This window comes from Mesorhizobium sp. M0772, assembly GCF_040320135.1.
Lineage (GTDB): Bacteria > Pseudomonadota > Alphaproteobacteria > Rhizobiales > Rhizobiaceae > Mesorhizobium.
In genome coordinates this window covers 26,373-43,045 of sequence record NZ_JAMYPB010000036.1, presented here as the reverse complement: position 1 = coordinate 43,045, position 16,673 = coordinate 26,373, and the positions used below count along the sequence as shown (strand labels likewise).

The following is a 16,673-nucleotide window of genomic DNA, read 5'->3' as shown; positions in this document are numbered from 1 at the left end:
CGACCTTGGCTTGAGCGTCGTGTCCGGCACGGCTATGGAATCCGGACTAGCGGGCCACCCGGCTCGTCGGCCTCGGACGTTTCCTTACCGGCTGCCGGCATCAAGTACCAGGCTCGCATCCGAAGCACCCTGGCGCTCGATCACAGGGATGCCAGCGCGCTGGACATGCGCTCCAGCCCTTGGCGCAACAGAGCACGCGGGCAGCCGACATTCAGGCGAATGAAGCCTTCGCCGCCAGGCCCATAGACGCGGCCGTCATAGAGATTAACCCCGGCCCGATCGACAAAGAACTTCTGAATTCCACCCACTCGGCCATCGAGCGCGCACGCGTCCAACCACACCAGAAACGATGCGTCGGGCTGCATGGGCGTGATGCCTGGAAGGTGTTCACCGGCGAACTCGCAAACCAGATCGATGTTGCCGGCGATGTAGTGCGTGAGTTGGTCGAGCCATGGCGCGCCGCTGCTGTAAGCAACCTCCAAAGCCAGGCGGCCGAAAAAGTTCGCATTCACCATGAATGACGCCTGCATTGCGGCAAGAAGCGCCTCGCGGCGCTTTTTGCTGGCTACCGAAATGGTTGCCGAAGGAACCCCGGCAAGATTGAAAGTCTTCGTTGGAGCGGTGCAGATGAACGATTTCTCGGCAGCATCTTCCGAGATGGAGGAGAAGACGATGTGGGGGCGATCCGACAACCTTATGTCGCAGTGAATGTCGTCGGATATCACCAGGATCCCATGACGCTCGCAGATGTCGTTGAGCGCCGCCAATTCTTCGCGTGTCCAGGCCATTCCGGCAGGGTTGTGAGGATTGCACAGCAGGAATGCCTTGGCGCCGCCGGCCGCCAGTTTCTCGAAATCCTCGAGATCGAGCTCATATCTGTTGTTCTGCAGCCTCAGCCGGTTCGTAAGCAGAACGCGGCCGTTTCCCTGAACCACTTCGAAATAGGGCGAGTACACGGGCGACTGCACAATGACGCCGTCACCGGGCTTGGTGAAGGTTCGCAGTATCGCAGCCACCGACGGCATGATCGCCGGCGCGGGAAGCAAGGTCTCCAGTTTCGGCGACCAGTTGTGCCGGTGCGCGAACCACGATTGCACGATCTCATAGTGGCGCGGATCGCGGCGTGTGTAGCCGTAAATGCCATGCTCCGCGGCCTCGCGCAGTCGCGCGATGACGGTTTCCGGAGCGCGGAAGTCCATATCCGCCGTCCACAGCGACAGCAGGTCCTGGCCCTCGACCTGGGGAGAGAACTCGTCCCACTGGTTGGCCCATTTGACGGATCCGAACTGCTGACGGTCGTGGATCTGGTCGAAATCTATTCCCGCGATATGTCGTTGCCCAAGCGCCGATGCGGGCGTGTCTGCACAAGCCATTTGATGGTCACCTTGCCGCGGGCATTGCTTGTGGCATCATCAGCGCCTCCTAGGATTTGTGGCCACGCGCCAATTGGCGCTCCATAGATTGCGAGTAACGCGACATGCCGAAGCAAAAGCTCCAGTAGACCAACCCCGCAAAGAGGTAGCCGGTTGATGAGATCGTCGGGCCTGCCCAGTTCGGATCGACGCGCGCCGTTTCAACGGCCTTCAGGAAATCCGCGATGCCGACGATGGCGACCAGAGTCGTGTCTTTGAACAGACCGATGAAGGTCGAGACGATGCTCGGTATGACGATCGTCAACGCCTGAGGGAGGACGATCAGGCGCATCATGTCGAAGTAGCCGATCCCGAGCGCCTTGGCCGCTTCGTGTTGGCCCTTCGGGATCGCCTGAAGGCCGGCTCTCACGACCTCGGCCATATAGACGGACGAGAACAACGCTATCGCGATGAGCGGGCGCAACAGTCGATCAGGCGTCAGATAATCCGGGACGAAGAGCGGCATCATGAAGTTCGCCATGAACAACACTGTGATAAACGGCACGCCGCGGACGACTTCGATGAACGTGACGCAAACCGTCTTGACGAAAGGGAGTTCCGACCTGCGTCCAAGCGCCAGGATAAGCCCGATCGGTAGCGAGAAGACGATACCCACGATCGACATCAGCAACGTGATCAAGAGACCGCCCCAGAGCGTCGTATCGATGACAGGCAAATGAAGCCAGGCAACGCCGCGCACGAGAACGAACGCGGCCACGGGGTAGACGAGGAAGAACAGCAACGCCGCCATTTTGCGCCGCGGAGCCTTCGTCCACAGGAGCCAAACGATGAGGATGGCGCCGATCGCCTGCGCAAGGTCCACGCGCCACCGCTCGGAAACCGGATACGCGCCGTATCGCAGGTAGTCGAACTTCTCGGCGATGAAAGGCCAGCAAGCCCCCTGGCTGTTCGCACGGCAAGCTTCATGGCCGCCGCTCCAGACCGCGTTGAAGATCGCAAAGCTCAGGAAGTGATGCAGCAGCCACGCGGCTAGGAGGACAAAGCATATTGTCAGCGCGCCTGAAGACGGCGTCGAAAACAGGTTCTTTTTCATCCAGCTCACTGGACCCGGTCGAACGTCCGCGGGAGGCGCCATGGCTGGTATGAGTGCGCTGATCACAACTGGCGAACGCATGGACTGATCGCTCACCCGTCACCTCTCAACGATTGCAAAATGTTGGTTGCACGCGTTCATGGCCAATGACGTGGCAAGGGAGATAACGAGATAGACCGACAGGGTAATCGCCATGACCTGGACGGCGGCTCCGGTCTGGTTGAGCACCGTGCCTGCAAAGATCTGAACGAGGTCGGGATAGCCGATGAACACGGCAAGCGACGAGTTCTTGATGAGATTGAGATACTGGCTTGTCAAAGGGGGAATGATGATGCGCAGCGCCTGGGGAACGACGACCAGACGAAGCGTCTTGCCCGGCGCCAGCCCCAGCGCATGCGCAGCCTCGGTCTGGCCCTTTGGCACTGCCTGGATTCCACCTCGCACGATCTCGGCGATGTATGAACCGGTGTAGACCGACAGACCGATCAGGAGAGCGGCAAACTCCGGATAGAGCTGATGCCCGCCTTGAAAATTGAAACCCCGTAGCTGCGGGGCGACGAACGAGACCGGCTCGCCAGCCGCCAGGAAAAGGACCAGCGGAAATCCTATCAAGGTCGCCAGACTGACCAGAAGCACCGGCAGCTGCCTGCCCGTCCGTCTCTGGACGCTCCTGGCGCGAAACCAGAATGCAACGCAGCAGGAAATGGCCGCAACGAATGCCAGGCCCACCAGCCCCGCTCCCGGATGCAGATGAATCTCCGGAACGATGAGGCCGCGATTGTTGAGGTAGATGCCGCCGGGAATGGCGATGGACGCCTTCGGCGAGGGCAACGGCTTGAGGACGGCGTTGTACCAGAACAGCAGCTGCAGCAACAACGGAACATTGCGCACAAGCTCGACATAGGCGGTCGCCACCTTCGAAACGATCCAGTTCGGCGACAGGCGGGCAACGCCGATGACGAAGCCAAGCAAGGTCGCGAACAGGATTGCGAGGAGACTGACGTAGAGGGTGTTGGCCACTCCCACCCAGAACGCCTGACCGTAGCTGGACAATGCATCGTACGGTATCAGGGTTTGATTGATGTCGAAGCCGGCAGACTCATTCCAAAAGTCGAATGAGAGCGGAATCCCCCGGACCCGCATATTCGATGCAGTCTGCATGCCGATGCCCAGGGCCAAGGCCAGCAGGCAGCCGGCGAGCAAGAGCTGGTAGAAGATGCCCCGCACCTTCGTATCGTGCAGCGACAACCTCCTGCGCGACGGCGCGGGAAGCGACAAATGGGACATGGGCTGTTCCTATCGGGTCCGTGCAAGGCGCTGACGGTACCACGCCAGCGCCTTGCAACCGTGCTTTGCTTAAAGCGCGTCGCGTTTGAACGGACTCAGGCGACGCGCTTTAGGGTCTTTGTTTTTATGCATGTCGTTGTCTCAAAACCGGGGCCATTTTTGAGCGACATGCGTTAGCGGATCGGCGGAGCGTATTGAACGCCGCCTTGGTTCCAGAGCGCGTTCATGCCGCGCTCCATTTTCAGCGGCGAATCCTTGCCGACATTGCGATCAAACACTTCGCCGTAATTGCCGACCTGCTTGATCACCTCGACCGGCCAGTTATCGCCGAGCCCGATGTCCTTGCCTATGCTGCCGTCCACGCCAAGCAAGCGGCGGATGCTGGGATTGTCCGACGATTTCATGGCATCGACGTTCTTGGAGGTGACCCCGTATTCCTCCGCGGCCACCATGACGTAGAGCGTCCACTTCGCCACATTGAGCCACTGGTCGTCACCCTGCCGCACGGCCGGACCAAGCGGCTCCTTGGAGATCAGCTCGGGAAGAACAATGCTGTCGTCCGGCTTGGCCATGCGAAGCCGCGACGCGTTCAAGGTGGAGGTGTCTGCGGACAAGACGTCGCAACGTCCCTCCTCATAAGCCTTCACTACAGCTTCCTCGTCCGCGAAACCAACCGTCGTGTACTTGATCGACTGCGAGCGAAAATAGTCGGCAAGGTTCAACTCGGTCGTGGTGCCCTGGGTGACGCATATCGATGCGCCGTCAAGTCCCTTGGCTGACGTGATATTGTCCGCCTTGCGCACCATGAACCCCTGGCCGTCATAGAAATACGTGCCGGCAAACAGTATGCCTAGCGACGTATCGCGGGACGATGTCCAGGTTGCGTTGTGGGCGAGAATGTCGATCTCTCCCGACTGCAAGGCGGTGAAGCGATCCTTTGGCGTCAATGGGATGAACTTGACCTTTTGCGCATCCCCGAGCACGGCAGCGGCCACGGCGCGACAATAATCGACGACAAATCCGGTCCATTTGCCTTCATTGTCGGGAAGGCTGAAGCCAGCCGTGGCCGAATTTGTGCCACAGGTCAGCACGCCATTTTTCTTGACATTGTCGAGGGTTGCGGACCACGCCGAGGAGGCGGTGCACGCGATGGCGAGGGCAAGAAGGCCCTTGAACGTTGATCTCATTTCGGCATTCCCCTGTTATTGTTGAAGGGAATGTGCTCTCCAGCCCAAGTATTCGTCAAATCGATTGTTCTCATGGTGAAAATGAGCGCTGCTCATAGTTGCGAAGCACTCGCAGCTGAAAAGCGGTTGAGTGGTGAAGCAGCGCGCGCGACCTATTTTACGGCCGACCCCGGTGCTCCGACGGTGCCTTGGTGTCTCTTGCTCCGCGATTCGTTGTAGATTCCCACGATGATTTCCCGGAGCCACCTGGTTCCCGGGTCATTCGCCATCTGGCGATGAACAATAAGCCAGGCATTCACATTCGATATCGGAAGGGGTGGCGGGACCAACGTCACCTCACTCCTCTCATCCAGCATTTGCAGGATGGCATCACCGCAATGGGTAATCAGTTCAGTGCCGCGAAGCGCCCAGGGCAGCACCGGATAGTTCGAGATGGTCGCAACGACATTGCGGCGAAGACCCATCTGTTTGAGGGCGGCATCCGCGAGGCCTTCCGCCAGGCCATCTGCGGAAATCTGGAGGTGAGAACTGGCCAGATAGGTTTCCAGCGTCATTGCGCTTCTGGCGATCTTGCTTCCACTCCACACCGCGCAAAACAATCGGTCCTGGCCAAGCTCCACCTTCAAGAGACCTGGGTCGTCGCGTATCGCTGCTCCCGTCAGCGCGCAGTCAACTTGTCTCAGATAGACCGATGACCCGATTTCGGGTCCGTTTGCGGGAATGACGTTCAGCGTCGCGCCAGGAGCTTGCCTGGAAAATTCTCGAATGAGGCCCGGGATGAAAACCATGGCATGATAATCTGTAAGTCCAACGCGAAAGTTGCGTCGCGTCGTTGCTGGATTGAAGATCTGATGCCGGTCGATCGATGCGCGGATCGTTGCGAGTGCGGCGGAAATATTCGACAGCAGCTCAACTGCCCGGGGAGTTGGCCGCATCTCGCCGCCATCTCTGGTGAACAGTTCATCCTGCAATAGATACCGAAGCTTCGACAGGGAGTGGCTTACAGCGGATTGTGTTCTGCCTAATTCGGTAGCCGCCCGCGTGACGCTCCTTTCCCGCATCATCACGTCAAAGACCCGCAATAGATTGAGGTCGATATCGTTATAATTCATGGAATTACCTCATCTGCGACCTGAGATCGCACCAGGCGGCACTACCGCGTTGGTTGCGACGGTGACAGATGGGGCACGAAGAGTGAAGACAGAGGTCCGGCTACGCCTTTGAAACTCTGGCGGTTGAACAGGTGACGGCGACCGCCGGATCGCTCCGCGGCATTTCTGCGCCTGGCTTGGCGAGCAAGCCGGCAATCCGCCATGAACCCAGGGCGAGCATGTGAAGTAGAGTCAGCCGCACCCGCTGGGATGGGAAATCGCAGCGGTTTCAATGGCTTGATAATGGCGGAGAGAGCGGGATTCGAACCCGCGTTACGGTCTCCCGTAAACACACTTTCCAGGCGTGCGCCTTCAACCACTCGGCCACCTCTCCGTCCTTGCATTCGCGCCCGGCCGGTTTTGCCACGCGGGTTGGGGAGATGCATCCCTTTGGGATTTGCGGGAAGACCCGCTTGATGGACACCGCCAACCAGCGGATGCCCTTCCCGGCGCCCGTCAATCAAACAGGCGCGGGGCTCATCTAGTCGATCCGGCGCCGAATGCCAAGCCATAACGGCAGTCTATTCGCTTTGCCGGCCATGCATCGTTTCGCGGGGCGTTGAACGGCTCCGCTTCTAAGGCGCTTCGGTTCTGAATGGTGTGCACGGGCAAGGCGGCAGGGCCGGCCGCGCTTGACTTCGCCCCTCGCCACCTGTCGAGTGCGGCGGAGGCTTTGCGGGGGCAACGTCCAGACATGACATCGAGCAATGAACAGCCGGCCAGCGGAACGCCGGCCGGAGGCATGCCAGGCGGGCTGACGCCCGCAGGGCGTCCGGACAGCGGGCTGTCCTTCGTGCCCGTGGTCTGGCTCCTCTTCGTCATGGCATGGTCGGTCTACTGGCTGGTCTCGGCGCGGTGGCTGTTCGAGAGTTCCGGCCTGCCGGACAGGGTCTTCTATTTCGTGCTTGGCGGACTGGCCTTCGACATCGTCACCATCGTGTGGGGGCTTTATCTGCTCGGCCTCGCCTTAAGCCGTTCCGCGCGCTTTCCGCGTCATTTCACCATCTGGCAGATCACCACTATCGCCTGGCGGCTGGCCGAGCAGGTCTATGCGCTGACCGTGCCCGATTTCACCGTCTCCGCCAGGGAGCTTGCGATCGCCGCCACCGAAATCGTCATCGGCCTGTTTTGCATTTACCTGCTGCGCCGCCGCGACGAGGCCAAGGCCTTTTATGCAAGGCCGGAAGCGCAGGCACCGTCAGCCTTTAGTTCGATCGTCGCCGCGCTGGCCGGCATCATCCTCGGCGCCGTCGTCGGCACTGTCGCCGGCTTCGCGCTCGGCGCGGGGATCGCCGAAGCCACCGACATCAGCTGTTTCGAAGGCGGCTGCGGCTACTTCGCGGTGTTCATCGGCCTTGCCGGGCTGGTGGTCGGGGCCATTGGCGGCGGCATCCTCGGCGTCTGACTCGTCCATCGGCGGAGCCGAAAGGTGGCCATATAGGCGGGCGATGGGCTTCAAATTCGCGTATGGCGATTGCACGCCGGGCGTGCGCATTCTATTCCTCGCCTTTGACCGGAAGGTCCTCGGGAGGAACTTGCGGATCGGGGAAGATTTCGATGTTGCGTTTTTTGTTTCGCCTCGCGGCCATGATCGCACTCTCGGTCGCCGTCATCATGGCCGTGCTCGACGCGACGCGCTCGGTGGCGGCTTCCACATTGGTCATGACGCCGCTGAATTCGAGCTGGCTGGCGGTTTCGCCCGACACCCGCGCGGCCTTCGAGACCTTCGTGCGCGCCAAGGTCAATCCGATGATATGGGATGGCGGCATCGCCTGGGTGCTTGCCCAGCCGGGGTTTGCCGTGTTCGCGGTGCTTGCCTTCATCCTCTATGCGATCGGCTACCGGCGCCGGCGGCGCGGCGGAGAGTTCGCGCCGGGCTGATGGGTTGTCCCAGCGGACTTGCGACGACAACGCGGCAATCGTCCACAGCTGTCACCGCATTGGGCATGTTTTTCCAACGGGGGGCATGCTTTTCCAAAAGGTCAAAATTCCGCGTGAATTTTGTTTCGGGCCGTGCCAGATTGCCTTGAGCGGGAGGGGAGTACACTCCTGGCTGATGCCGCATGCCTGCCGGAGAACCGGGCAGGCGGACGGCGCGTAACGGAAAAAAATAACCGACAGGGTGTGGATCACATGAAACGTATCGTTCTCGGCCTCCTGGCCGCAACCGCAATGGTTCTTCCGGCTTTCGCCGCGGATGTCCAGCCGGCCATCCTCTACGATCTCGGCGGCAAGTTCGACAAATCCTTCAACGAGGCTGCCTATCACGGCGCCGAAAAGTTCAAGACCGAGACCGGCACCGCCTATGTCGAGTTCGAAGTGTCGAACGCCTCGCAACGCGAGCAGGCGCTGCGCCGCTTCGCCGAGGACGGCCGCAACCCGATCGTCATGGCCGGCTTTGCCTGGGAGGATGCGCTGAAGGTGGTCGCGAAGGAATATCCCGATCTCAACTTCGCCATCATCGACGATGCCGTCGATATGCCCAATGTCCGCTCGCTTGTGTTCAAGGAAAACGAAGGCTCCTATCTCGTCGGCATCCTGGCGGCGATGGCCTCGAAGTCCAAGAAGGTGTCCTTCATCGGCGGCATGGACATTCCGCTGATCCGCAAGTTCGAATGCGGCTATGTCGGCGGCGCCAAGGCGGCCGGTGCGACCGATGTCATCCAGAACATGACCGGTGACACGCCGGCGGCGTGGAACGATCCGGCCAAGGGCGGCGAGATCGCCAAGACGCAGATCGACCAGGGCTCCGACGTGGTCTATGCCGCGGCCGGCGGCACCGGCGTCGGCGTGCTGCAGGCGGCGGCGGATGCCGGCAAGCTCGGCATCGGCGTCGATTCCAACCAGAACGGCCTGCAGCCCGGCAAGGTGCTGACCTCGATGCTGAAGCGCGTCGACGTGGCCGTCTACACCGCCTTCATGGACGGCAAGAACGGCACCTTCAAAGGCGGCCTGCAAAATCTCGGCCTCAAGGAGGGCGGCGTCGACTACGCCATGGACGACAACAACAAGGCGCTGGTCACCGACGAAATGAAGGCTGCCGTCGAAAAGGCCAAGGCCGACATCATCGCCGGCACGATCCAGGTGCACGACTACACCGCCGACAACGCCTGCCCGTATTGATTGATAAGAATTCGCTTACGAACCGCCGGGTGAAAGCCCGGCGGTTTTGTTTGAGGGCTTTAAAGGACGTTGAGGATTGGCGGAGGTCTCGGCGACGTCCGATCTCCCCCCTTGCGGGGGAGATGCATGGCAAGGCAGAGGGGGGTGCTGTCCCTCGGCCTAACAGCCAATTACGGTTCATTCTGGAGCCATTCAGGTTGGCGATCCTTCACACCCCCCTCTGGCCTGCCGGCCATCTCCCCCGCAAGGGGGGAGATCGGCAGTTCCTGCGTTGCGGGTCCTTCTTCGCAAGAATCCATATGCGATTGCCTTGGACGTCAGGGCAGAAGCGCACCGCCGGTCGACAACAAGCCCAAGAGATAACCCAGCGCAAACACCATGATCAGCGCGATGGCGATGACGGCGCCGCGTCGGCCACCGAGCGAATGCACGCCGACGCCATAGGGCTTCCGCTCCAGTCTGCCGATCACCGGCTTCGCTTCGTCCTGGCCAACCACACGCATCTGCGGCAGTTCGGCGATGCGTTGCGAGATCAGCCGCCAGCGATCGTCGTCGCCCGAGGGCCGCCCCGTGCCGTCGAAGACATGCATGCGCTCGGCCAGCCGCATCACCGTGTCGCGGAAGGCGGGATCGATCGCCAGGTCTCGCTCGGCACGCTCGCGGTCGCGATCGTTCATCAGGCCAAGCACATAGTCGCCCGCCCGCGTAACGCGATCGCTTTCACCGGCCATCGGCTTCTCCTTGCTACCAGTGCGGCGGTTTGGTTATCGGCACGTCGGGTGCCGATTGTTCCTCCAGCGCCATGAAGCGCCCGGTCAGCGCATCCAGCTTGCGCTGCATGCGCTCGATGACCGTCCACTGTTCGGCGATCTGGCCCGACAGTTCCTCGATCGTCTTTTCCTGCTCGGCGGCGCGGATTTCCAGCGTCGTCAGCCGGTCGACAGGCATGATCATTCGAAACTCCCCAGGTCCTGGTGCACGCAGTTGCAGCATGATGCGACTGTCGAGCCTTGCATATTAGTGAATGTGAAGGTCTGCGGCCACGTTCGAAATTGACAAGCGCACCGGGATTTGTCGAGAGTGGCCACTGCGCCGCCAATTGGCACGGGTGGGGCATCATGCTAGGCGTTTTGACCAAGCGATAAAAAAATAAGAGTGGGACAGGCTGCATGGCGCAAGCCGCAATCGAACTGATCGGCATCAACAAGAGTTTTGGCGCCGTTCGCGCCAATCGCGACATCAATCTGGAGATCGCACGCGGCACCATCCACGGCATCGTCGGCGAGAACGGCGCCGGCAAGTCGACGCTGATGTCGATCCTCTACGGCTTCTACCAGGCCGACAGCGGCGAGATCCGCGTCGGCGGCAAGCCGGCGTCGATCAAGACTTCCAACGACGCCATCGCGCTCGGCATCGGCATGGTGCACCAGCACTTCATGCTGGTCGACAATTTCACCGTGCTGGAAAACATCATCCTCGGCGCCGAAAGCGATGCGCTGTTGAAAAAGAGTATCGCCAAGGCGCGCTCCGAACTGGAGCGGCTCGAGCGCGAATACGGGCTGGAAGTCGATCCCGACGCCATCATCGAGGAATTGCCGGTCGGCCTGCAGCAGCGTGTCGAAATCCTGAAGGCGCTTTATCGCGGCGCCGAAATCCTGATTCTCGACGAGCCGACGGGCGTATTGACGCCGGCCGAGGCCGACCATCTGTTTCGCATCCTCAGGCAGTTGAAGGACCAGGGGAAAACGGTGGTGCTGATCACCCACAAGCTGCGCGAGATCATGGCCATCACCGACAATGTCTCGGTCATGCGCCAGGGCACGATGGTGGCGACGCGCGAGACCTGCAAGACGACAGTCGGCGAACTGGCCGAACTGATGGTTGGGCGGCGCGTGCTGCTGCGGGTCGAAAAGGGCGAGACGGAGGCCGGCGCGGTCAAGCTGGCCGTCAAGAACCTGACGGTGAAAGACCAGCGCGGCGTCACCATGGTCGACGACATCTCCTTCGATATCCACGCCGGCGAGATCGTCGGCATTGCCGGTGTCGCAGGCAACGGCCAGTCCGAACTGCTCGAGGCGATTTCCGGCATAAGGCGCGCGGTTTCCGGCTCGGTGATGCTCGATGGCAAGCCGATCGACCTGACCGGGGCCGCCGATCCCGGCGAGTTGCGCGACCGTGGGCTCGCCCATGTGCCGGAGGACCGCCATCATGTCGGCCTGGTGCTGGCCTTCGAGGAGAACGAGAATTCGATCCTCGGCTACCATGACGACCCGCGCTACCTCAAAGGGCCGTTCCTCAACATCGACGCCATCATGACCGATGCCAAGGACAAGATCGAGAAGTACGATATCCGTCCCGGCAATCCGCGTCTGAAGACGGCGAATTTCTCCGGCGGCAACCAGCAGAAGATCGTGCTGGCGCGAGAAATGGAGCAGGATCCCGGTGTTCTGATCGTCGGCCAGCCGACGCGCGGCGTCGATGTCGGCGCCATCGAATTCATCCACAAGCGGCTGATCGCAATGCGCGACCAGGGCAAGGCGGTGCTGGTGGTGTCGGTCGAGCTCGACGAGATCCGTTCGCTGTCGGACCGCATCCTGGTGATGTTTGCCGGGCGCATCGTCGGCGAACGTGGCCCCGAGGCGACCGAAGGCGAGCTTGGCCTGCTGATGGCAGGCGTCGATCGCCAGGAGGCGGCAGAGTGAGCACGCCTTACGCCAAGCTGCCGGCCTGGGCCGATTATGGGCTGATCCCGCTGATCAATCTGTCGGTGGCCTTCATCGTTGCCGGTTTCGTCGTCATGCTGGTCGGCGAAAACCCGTTTCGTGCCGCCGTCATCCTGGTCGAGGGCGCTTTCGGCAAGGGAACCGGCATTGCCTTCACGCTGTTCTATGCCACCACCTTCATCTTCACCGGCCTGTCAGTGGCGGTGGCCGCACATTGCGGCCTGTTCAACATCGGGACCGAGGGCCAGGCCTATATTGCCGGCCTTGGCGTGGGCGTGGTCTGCCTCGCCTTCGACACTGTGCTGCCGTGGTGGCTGACCTTTCCGCTGGCGATCGTCGCCGGAGCCGCCGTCGGTGCGCTGTGGGCGCTGATCCCGGCCTATCTGCAGGCCAAGCGCGGGTCGCACATCGTCATCACCACCATCATGTTCAACTTCATCGCGGCCTCGATCATGGTCTACCTCCTGGTCGGGCCGTTGAAGCCGGCAGCGTCGCAGGCGCCGCAGACGCGCAACTTCCTCGCCGGCGCCGAACTGCCCAAGCTCAACTGGATCATCGAACTGTTCGGCGCCAAGATCCGCTCGGCGCCGTTCAACATCTGCTTCCTGCTGGCGCTGCTCATGGCATTCCTGGTCTGGCTGCTGATCTGGCGCACCAAGCTCGGCTACGAGATGCGCACCTACGGGCACAGCCCGAAGGCGGCGCGCTATGCCGGCATTTCGGAGACCCGCATCATCATTATCGCGATGATGATTTCGGGCGCGCTGGCCGGCATGATGACGCTGAACCCGGTGATGGGCGACCAGCACAATGTGGCGATCGATTTCGTCTCCGGCGCCGGCTTCGTCGGCATTGCCGTGGCGCTGATGGGCCGTCTGCATCCGGTCGGCATCGTGCTGGCGGCGATCCTGTTCGGCATGCTCTACCAGGGCGGCGCCGAACTTGCCTTCGAAATGCCGGCGATTTCCCGCGACATGATCGTCATCATCCAGGGTTTGGTCATCCTGTTTGCCGGTGCGCTGGAGCACATGTTCCGGCCCTACGTCCAGGCGCTGTTCGCCTCGTTCAGTCCAAGGTCGGTCGGCATCGAAGCGGTCAAAGGGAAGGGCGCCTGAGATGGACGTCTTCATCGCCATCGTGCAGATCCTGGACTCGACCATACGCCTGTCGGTGCCGCTGCTGCTCGCTTGCCTCGCCGGCCTCTATTCGGAACGCGCCGGCGTTTTCGACATCGGGCTGGAAGGCAAGATGCTGGTCGGCGCCTTTGCAGGTGCGGCCGCCGCTTCGGTCTTCCATTCGGCCTTCCTCGGTCTCGGCATGGCGATCGTGATGTCGGTCGCCTTTGCCCTGGTGCACGGCTTCGCCTCGATCACCCATCGCGGCAACCAGATCGTCTCCGGTGTGGCCATCAACTTCGTCGCCGCCGGCTCGACCATCATTCTGGGCCAAGCCTGGTTCCAGCAGGGCGGGCGAACGCCGGCGCTGCAGCCGGGCGAGCGTTTCGAGGCCATCACTCTGCCTGGTGCTGCCGCGATCCACGACGTGCCGATCATAGGGCCGATCTATTCCGAGCTGCTCTCTGGCCATTCGATCCTGGTCTATCTCGCTTTCGCCATGGTGCCGTTCACCTGGTGGGTGTTGTTTCGCACCCGCTTCGGCCTGCGCCTACGCGCCGTCGGCGAGAACCCGGCCGCCGTCGACACCGCCGGCATCTCGGTCGCTTGGCTGCGCTACCGGGCCCTGATCTGCACCGGTGTGCTGACCGGCATTGCCGGCGCCTACCTCTCGATGGTGCAGAATGGCGGCTTCGTGAAGGACATGACCGCGGGCAAGGGCTACATCGCACTGGCGGCGCTGATCTTTGCCAAATGGCGACCGGTCAACGCTATGTTCGCCTGTCTTCTGTTCGGCTTCCTCGACGCGGCGGCGATCCGCCTGCAGGGTTCGCCGCTGCCGTTGATCGGCAAGGTGCCGGTGCAGTTCATGCAGGCGCTGCCCTATGTGCTGACCGTGATCCTGCTTGCCGGCTTCATCGGCAAGGCGATCCCGCCGCGCGCCGGCGGCGTGCCCTATGTCAAGGAACGTTGATCCGGGCGCCCAGGAGCACTGTGTCGAACATGCGGCTGTGCTCGAAAGGCGCCAGGAAACGCAAATGGCCGGGTTTTGAACACGATCGTCGGAGAGAACGTCTAGATGTCGCATGATCTGTTCGAAGCCGCGCAGGAGGCCATGGCCAAGGCCTACGCGCCCTATTCGAAGTTTCCGGTGGGTGCGGCGTTGCGCACCGAAGACGGCCGTGTCTTCACCGGCGCCAACATCGAGGTCGCGTCCTATCCGGAAGGCTGGTGCGCCGAGACCACGGCGCTCGGCCATTACATCATGGGCGGCGGCGGCAAGATCGTCGAGGTCGCCGTCATTGCCTCGCGCATGGCCAAATGCTCGCCCTGTGGCGGCTGCCGGCAAAGGCTGGCGGAATTCTGCCGGCCGGACACAAAGCTCTATCTTTGCGACAACACCGGCGTGGTCGAGACCGTGACCATGGGCGACATGCTGCCCTACGGGTTTCGTGGCGACATTTTGAAGTGAGAGTTGGCTGATATGAAGGAAGCTCTGGACCACCTCGTTGAAAGGCTGGACGGGTTGGCGCCGACAACGGCGATGGTGCTGGGGTCGGGCCTTGGCGGGCTTGTCGACCAGGTCGAAAATGCCGTGCGCATCTCTTATGCCGACCTGCCGGGTTTCCCCCGCAGCGGGGTGACTGGCCATGCCGGCGAGGTGGTCGCGGGGCTTTTCGCCGGCACGCCGGTGCTGATGCTGTCCGGCCGCGCCCATTATTACGAGCACGGCGTTGCTGCGGCGATGCGGCCGGCGCTGGAGGTGCTTGCCGGCATCGGCATCACCAAGCTGATCCTTACCAATGCCGCCGGCTCGGTCGATCCCGACATGCTGCCTGGATCGGTGATGCTGATCACCGATCACATCAATTTCTCCGGCTCCAACCCGCTGATCGGCGAGCCGAGCGACCGCCGCTTCGTCGGCCTGACCGAAGCCTATGATGCCGGCCTGCGCGCGGCGATCGAACGGGCGGCGAAGGCGACAGGGACGGCGCTGCACAAGGGCGTCTATATGTGGTTTTCCGGTCCGTGCTTCGAAACCCCTGCTGAAATCCGCATGGCGCGCGTCATGGGCGCCAATGCGGTAGGGATGTCGACCGTGCCGGAGGTCATTCTCGCCCGCTTCCTTGGGCTTCGCGTAGCCGCCTGTTCGGTGATCACCAATCTCGCCGCCGGGATGACCGGGGCGGAACTGTCGCACCAGGAGACCAAGGACATGGCGCCGATCGGCGGCGCACGGCTGGCGACGATCCTTGCGCATGTGTTCCAGGATGGGTTGCCGGAGCCAAAGGGCACCTGATGCTTCCCCAGGAAATCATCCGCCGCAAGCGCGACGGCCAGAAACTGTCCGTGCAGGAGATTTCGGCCTTTGTCGCCGGCGTCACTTCGGGCAGCGTCTCGGACGGCCAGGTCGGCGCCTTTGCCATGGCGGTGTTCTTCAACGGCATGAACCGCGACGAGGCGGTGGCGCTGACGCTCGCCATGCGGGATTCCGGCGATGTGCTCGACTGGTCGGACCTGCCGGGTCCCGTCACCGACAAGCATTCGACCGGCGGCGTCGGCGACAATGTCTCGCTGATGCTGGCGCCGATCGTCGCCGCCTGCGGCGCCTATGTGCCGATGATCTCCGGCCGCGGGCTCGGCCATACCGGCGGCACGCTGGACAAGATGGATGCCATCCCAGGCTATATCAGCCAGCCGGATATCGCGCGCTTCCGCAAGACGGTGCTCGAGACCGGCTGCGCCATCATCGGCCAGACCGCCGATCTCGCGCCCGCCGACCGTCGGCTCTATGCGATCCGCGATGTGACCGGAACGGTGGAATCGGTGCCGCTGATCACTGCCTCTATCCTGTCGAAGAAACTGGCGGCCGGCCTGCAGTCGCTGGTGCTCGACGTCAAGGTCGGCAATGGCGCCTTCATGGAGAAGTCGCGCGACGCGACAGCACTTGCCAACAGCCTGGTCGAGATCGCCAACGGCGCCGGCCTGAAGGCCTCGGCGCTGGTCACCGGCATGAACGAGCCGCTGGCGTCGGCGGCCGGCAACGCGGTCGAGGTGCGCAACGCCGTCGATTTCCTCACCGGGAGGCTCCGCGACAAGCGACTGGAGGATGTGACGCTGGCGCTGGCCGCCGAGATGCTGCAATCGGCAGGGCTGGCGTCGTCCAATCAGGACGGTCTCAGGCGCGCGGCCGAGACGCTGGCCGGCGGCCGCGCGGCAGCCGCCTTCGCGCGTATGGTCGCAGCCCTTGGCGGTCCCGCCGATTTCGTCGAGAAGCCGGAAAAATACCTGCCGAAAGCGGCGGTGGAGTTTGCGGTCAAGGCGACAGGCAACGGTTTTGCCACCGCTATTGCCACCCGCGATATCGGCCTTGCTGTGGTCGGGCTCGGTGGCGGGCGTACGCGGCCGGACGACAGGATCGACCATGCGGTCGGCATCACCAGGCTGCTGCCGCTCGGCGCCGAGGTGCGGGCCGGCGAGCCGCTGGCGCTCGTCCACGCCCGCACGCAAGCGGAGGCCGAAGCGGCCGCAGCCGCCGTGCTTTCGGCCTATACGATCGGGGTGTCGAAACCAGCCGCCGACAAGACTGTCATCCGGCGCGTGCTGCCGCGCGGGTAGCGG

Annotated in this window: 16 protein-coding genes and 1 tRNA gene; 9 read left to right on the top strand and 8 right to left on the bottom strand. The window is 62.4% G+C overall.

Features of this window, described 5'->3' with window-relative positions; all coding sequences use genetic code 11:
• Positions 1-140 precede the first annotated feature (140 nt).
• The 6 genes from NKI06_RS21770 to NKI06_RS21745 form a co-directional block, all read right to left on the bottom strand.
• Positions 141-1,373: a MalY/PatB family protein gene (locus NKI06_RS21770; RefSeq protein WP_352987070.1), complete on the bottom strand. Its 1,233-nt coding sequence runs from the start codon at positions 1,371-1,373 to the stop codon at positions 141-143.
• 49 nt (positions 1,374-1,422) lie between these two features.
• The gene (locus NKI06_RS21765) at positions 1,423-2,547 is read right to left on the bottom strand and encodes an amino acid ABC transporter permease (RefSeq protein WP_502900606.1); all 1,125 of its coding nucleotides are present in this window, start codon (positions 2,545-2,547) and stop codon (positions 1,423-1,425) included.
• Between the two features lie 18 nt (positions 2,548-2,565).
• Positions 2,566-3,753, bottom strand: a complete 1,188-nt coding sequence (locus NKI06_RS21760; protein ID WP_352987068.1) for an amino acid ABC transporter permease — start codon at positions 3,751-3,753, stop codon at positions 2,566-2,568.
• A gap of 173 nt (positions 3,754-3,926) precedes the next feature.
• Positions 3,927-4,940 (bottom strand): amino acid ABC transporter substrate-binding protein, encoded by a 1,014-nt coding sequence (locus tag NKI06_RS21755; protein ID WP_023686475.1) that lies wholly within the window; start codon positions 4,938-4,940, stop codon positions 3,927-3,929.
• A gap of 152 nt (positions 4,941-5,092) precedes the next feature.
• Positions 5,093-6,052, bottom strand: a complete 960-nt coding sequence (locus tag NKI06_RS21750; protein ID WP_023691868.1) for a LysR family transcriptional regulator — start codon at positions 6,050-6,052, stop codon at positions 5,093-5,095.
• Between the two features lie 283 nt (positions 6,053-6,335).
• Positions 6,336-6,425, bottom strand: a tRNA-Ser gene (locus NKI06_RS21745).
• A 360-nt stretch (positions 6,426-6,785) separates the two neighbouring features.
• On the opposite strand from NKI06_RS21745, the gene NKI06_RS21740 reads away from it, so the two are divergent.
• The 3 genes from NKI06_RS21740 (at position 6,786) to NKI06_RS21730 (ending at position 9,214) form a co-directional block, all read left to right on the top strand.
• Positions 6,786-7,496: a hypothetical protein gene (locus NKI06_RS21740; protein WP_352987065.1), complete on the top strand. Its 711-nt coding sequence runs from the start codon at positions 6,786-6,788 to the stop codon at positions 7,494-7,496.
• Between the two features lie 152 nt (positions 7,497-7,648).
• Positions 7,649-7,972 (top strand): hypothetical protein, encoded by a 324-nt coding sequence (locus tag NKI06_RS21735; protein WP_023683176.1) that lies wholly within the window; start codon positions 7,649-7,651, stop codon positions 7,970-7,972.
• 252 nt (positions 7,973-8,224) lie between these two features.
• A complete protein-coding gene (locus tag NKI06_RS21730) occupies positions 8,225-9,214 on the top strand; it encodes a BMP family lipoprotein (RefSeq protein WP_023683177.1) in 990 nt (329 codons plus the stop codon).
• 317 nt (positions 9,215-9,531) lie between these two features.
• On the opposite strand, the gene NKI06_RS21725 is transcribed toward NKI06_RS21730, so the two are convergent.
• Together NKI06_RS21725 and NKI06_RS21720 are read right to left on the bottom strand one after the other, a co-directional pair.
• Entirely contained in the window at positions 9,532-9,945 is a 414-nt protein-coding gene (locus NKI06_RS21725; protein ID WP_352987063.1) for a hypothetical protein, read from the bottom strand.
• A 13-nt stretch (positions 9,946-9,958) separates the two neighbouring features.
• On the bottom strand, positions 9,959-10,165 hold the full coding sequence (locus tag NKI06_RS21720) for a SlyX family protein (RefSeq protein ID WP_196813704.1): 207 nt from the start codon (positions 10,163-10,165) through the stop codon (positions 9,959-9,961).
• Between the two features lie 218 nt (positions 10,166-10,383).
• Between NKI06_RS21720 and NKI06_RS21715 the strand changes: the two genes are divergently transcribed.
• The 6 genes from NKI06_RS21715 to deoA all read left to right on the top strand — a co-directional run bounded on the left by NKI06_RS21715 (position 10,384) and on the right by deoA (position 16,670).
• Positions 10,384-11,916 (top strand): ABC transporter ATP-binding protein, encoded by a 1,533-nt coding sequence (locus NKI06_RS21715; RefSeq protein ID WP_352987060.1) that lies wholly within the window; start codon positions 10,384-10,386, stop codon positions 11,914-11,916.
• Complete coding sequence (locus NKI06_RS21710; RefSeq protein ID WP_023686470.1) at positions 11,913-13,052, top strand: ABC transporter permease; 1,140 nt, start codon at positions 11,913-11,915, stop codon at positions 13,050-13,052. Before NKI06_RS21715 ends, NKI06_RS21710 begins: the two co-directional genes overlap by 4 nt.
• A 1-nt stretch (position 13,053) precedes the next feature.
• Positions 13,054-14,025, top strand: a complete 972-nt coding sequence (locus tag NKI06_RS21705) for an ABC transporter permease (RefSeq protein WP_023683182.1) — start codon at positions 13,054-13,056, stop codon at positions 14,023-14,025.
• Between the two features lie 105 nt (positions 14,026-14,130).
• On the top strand, positions 14,131-14,523 hold the full coding sequence (cdd, locus tag NKI06_RS21700; RefSeq protein WP_023714063.1) for a cytidine deaminase: 393 nt from the start codon (positions 14,131-14,133) through the stop codon (positions 14,521-14,523).
• Positions 14,524-14,535: 12 nt separating this feature from the next.
• Complete coding sequence (locus NKI06_RS21695) at positions 14,536-15,351, top strand: purine-nucleoside phosphorylase (RefSeq protein WP_023714062.1); 816 nt, start codon at positions 14,536-14,538, stop codon at positions 15,349-15,351.
• On the top strand, positions 15,351-16,670 hold the full coding sequence (gene deoA / locus NKI06_RS21690) for a thymidine phosphorylase (RefSeq protein ID WP_352987057.1): 1,320 nt from the start codon (positions 15,351-15,353) through the stop codon (positions 16,668-16,670). Before NKI06_RS21695 ends, deoA begins: the two co-directional genes overlap by 1 nt.
• Positions 16,671-16,673: the final 3 nt, after the last annotated feature.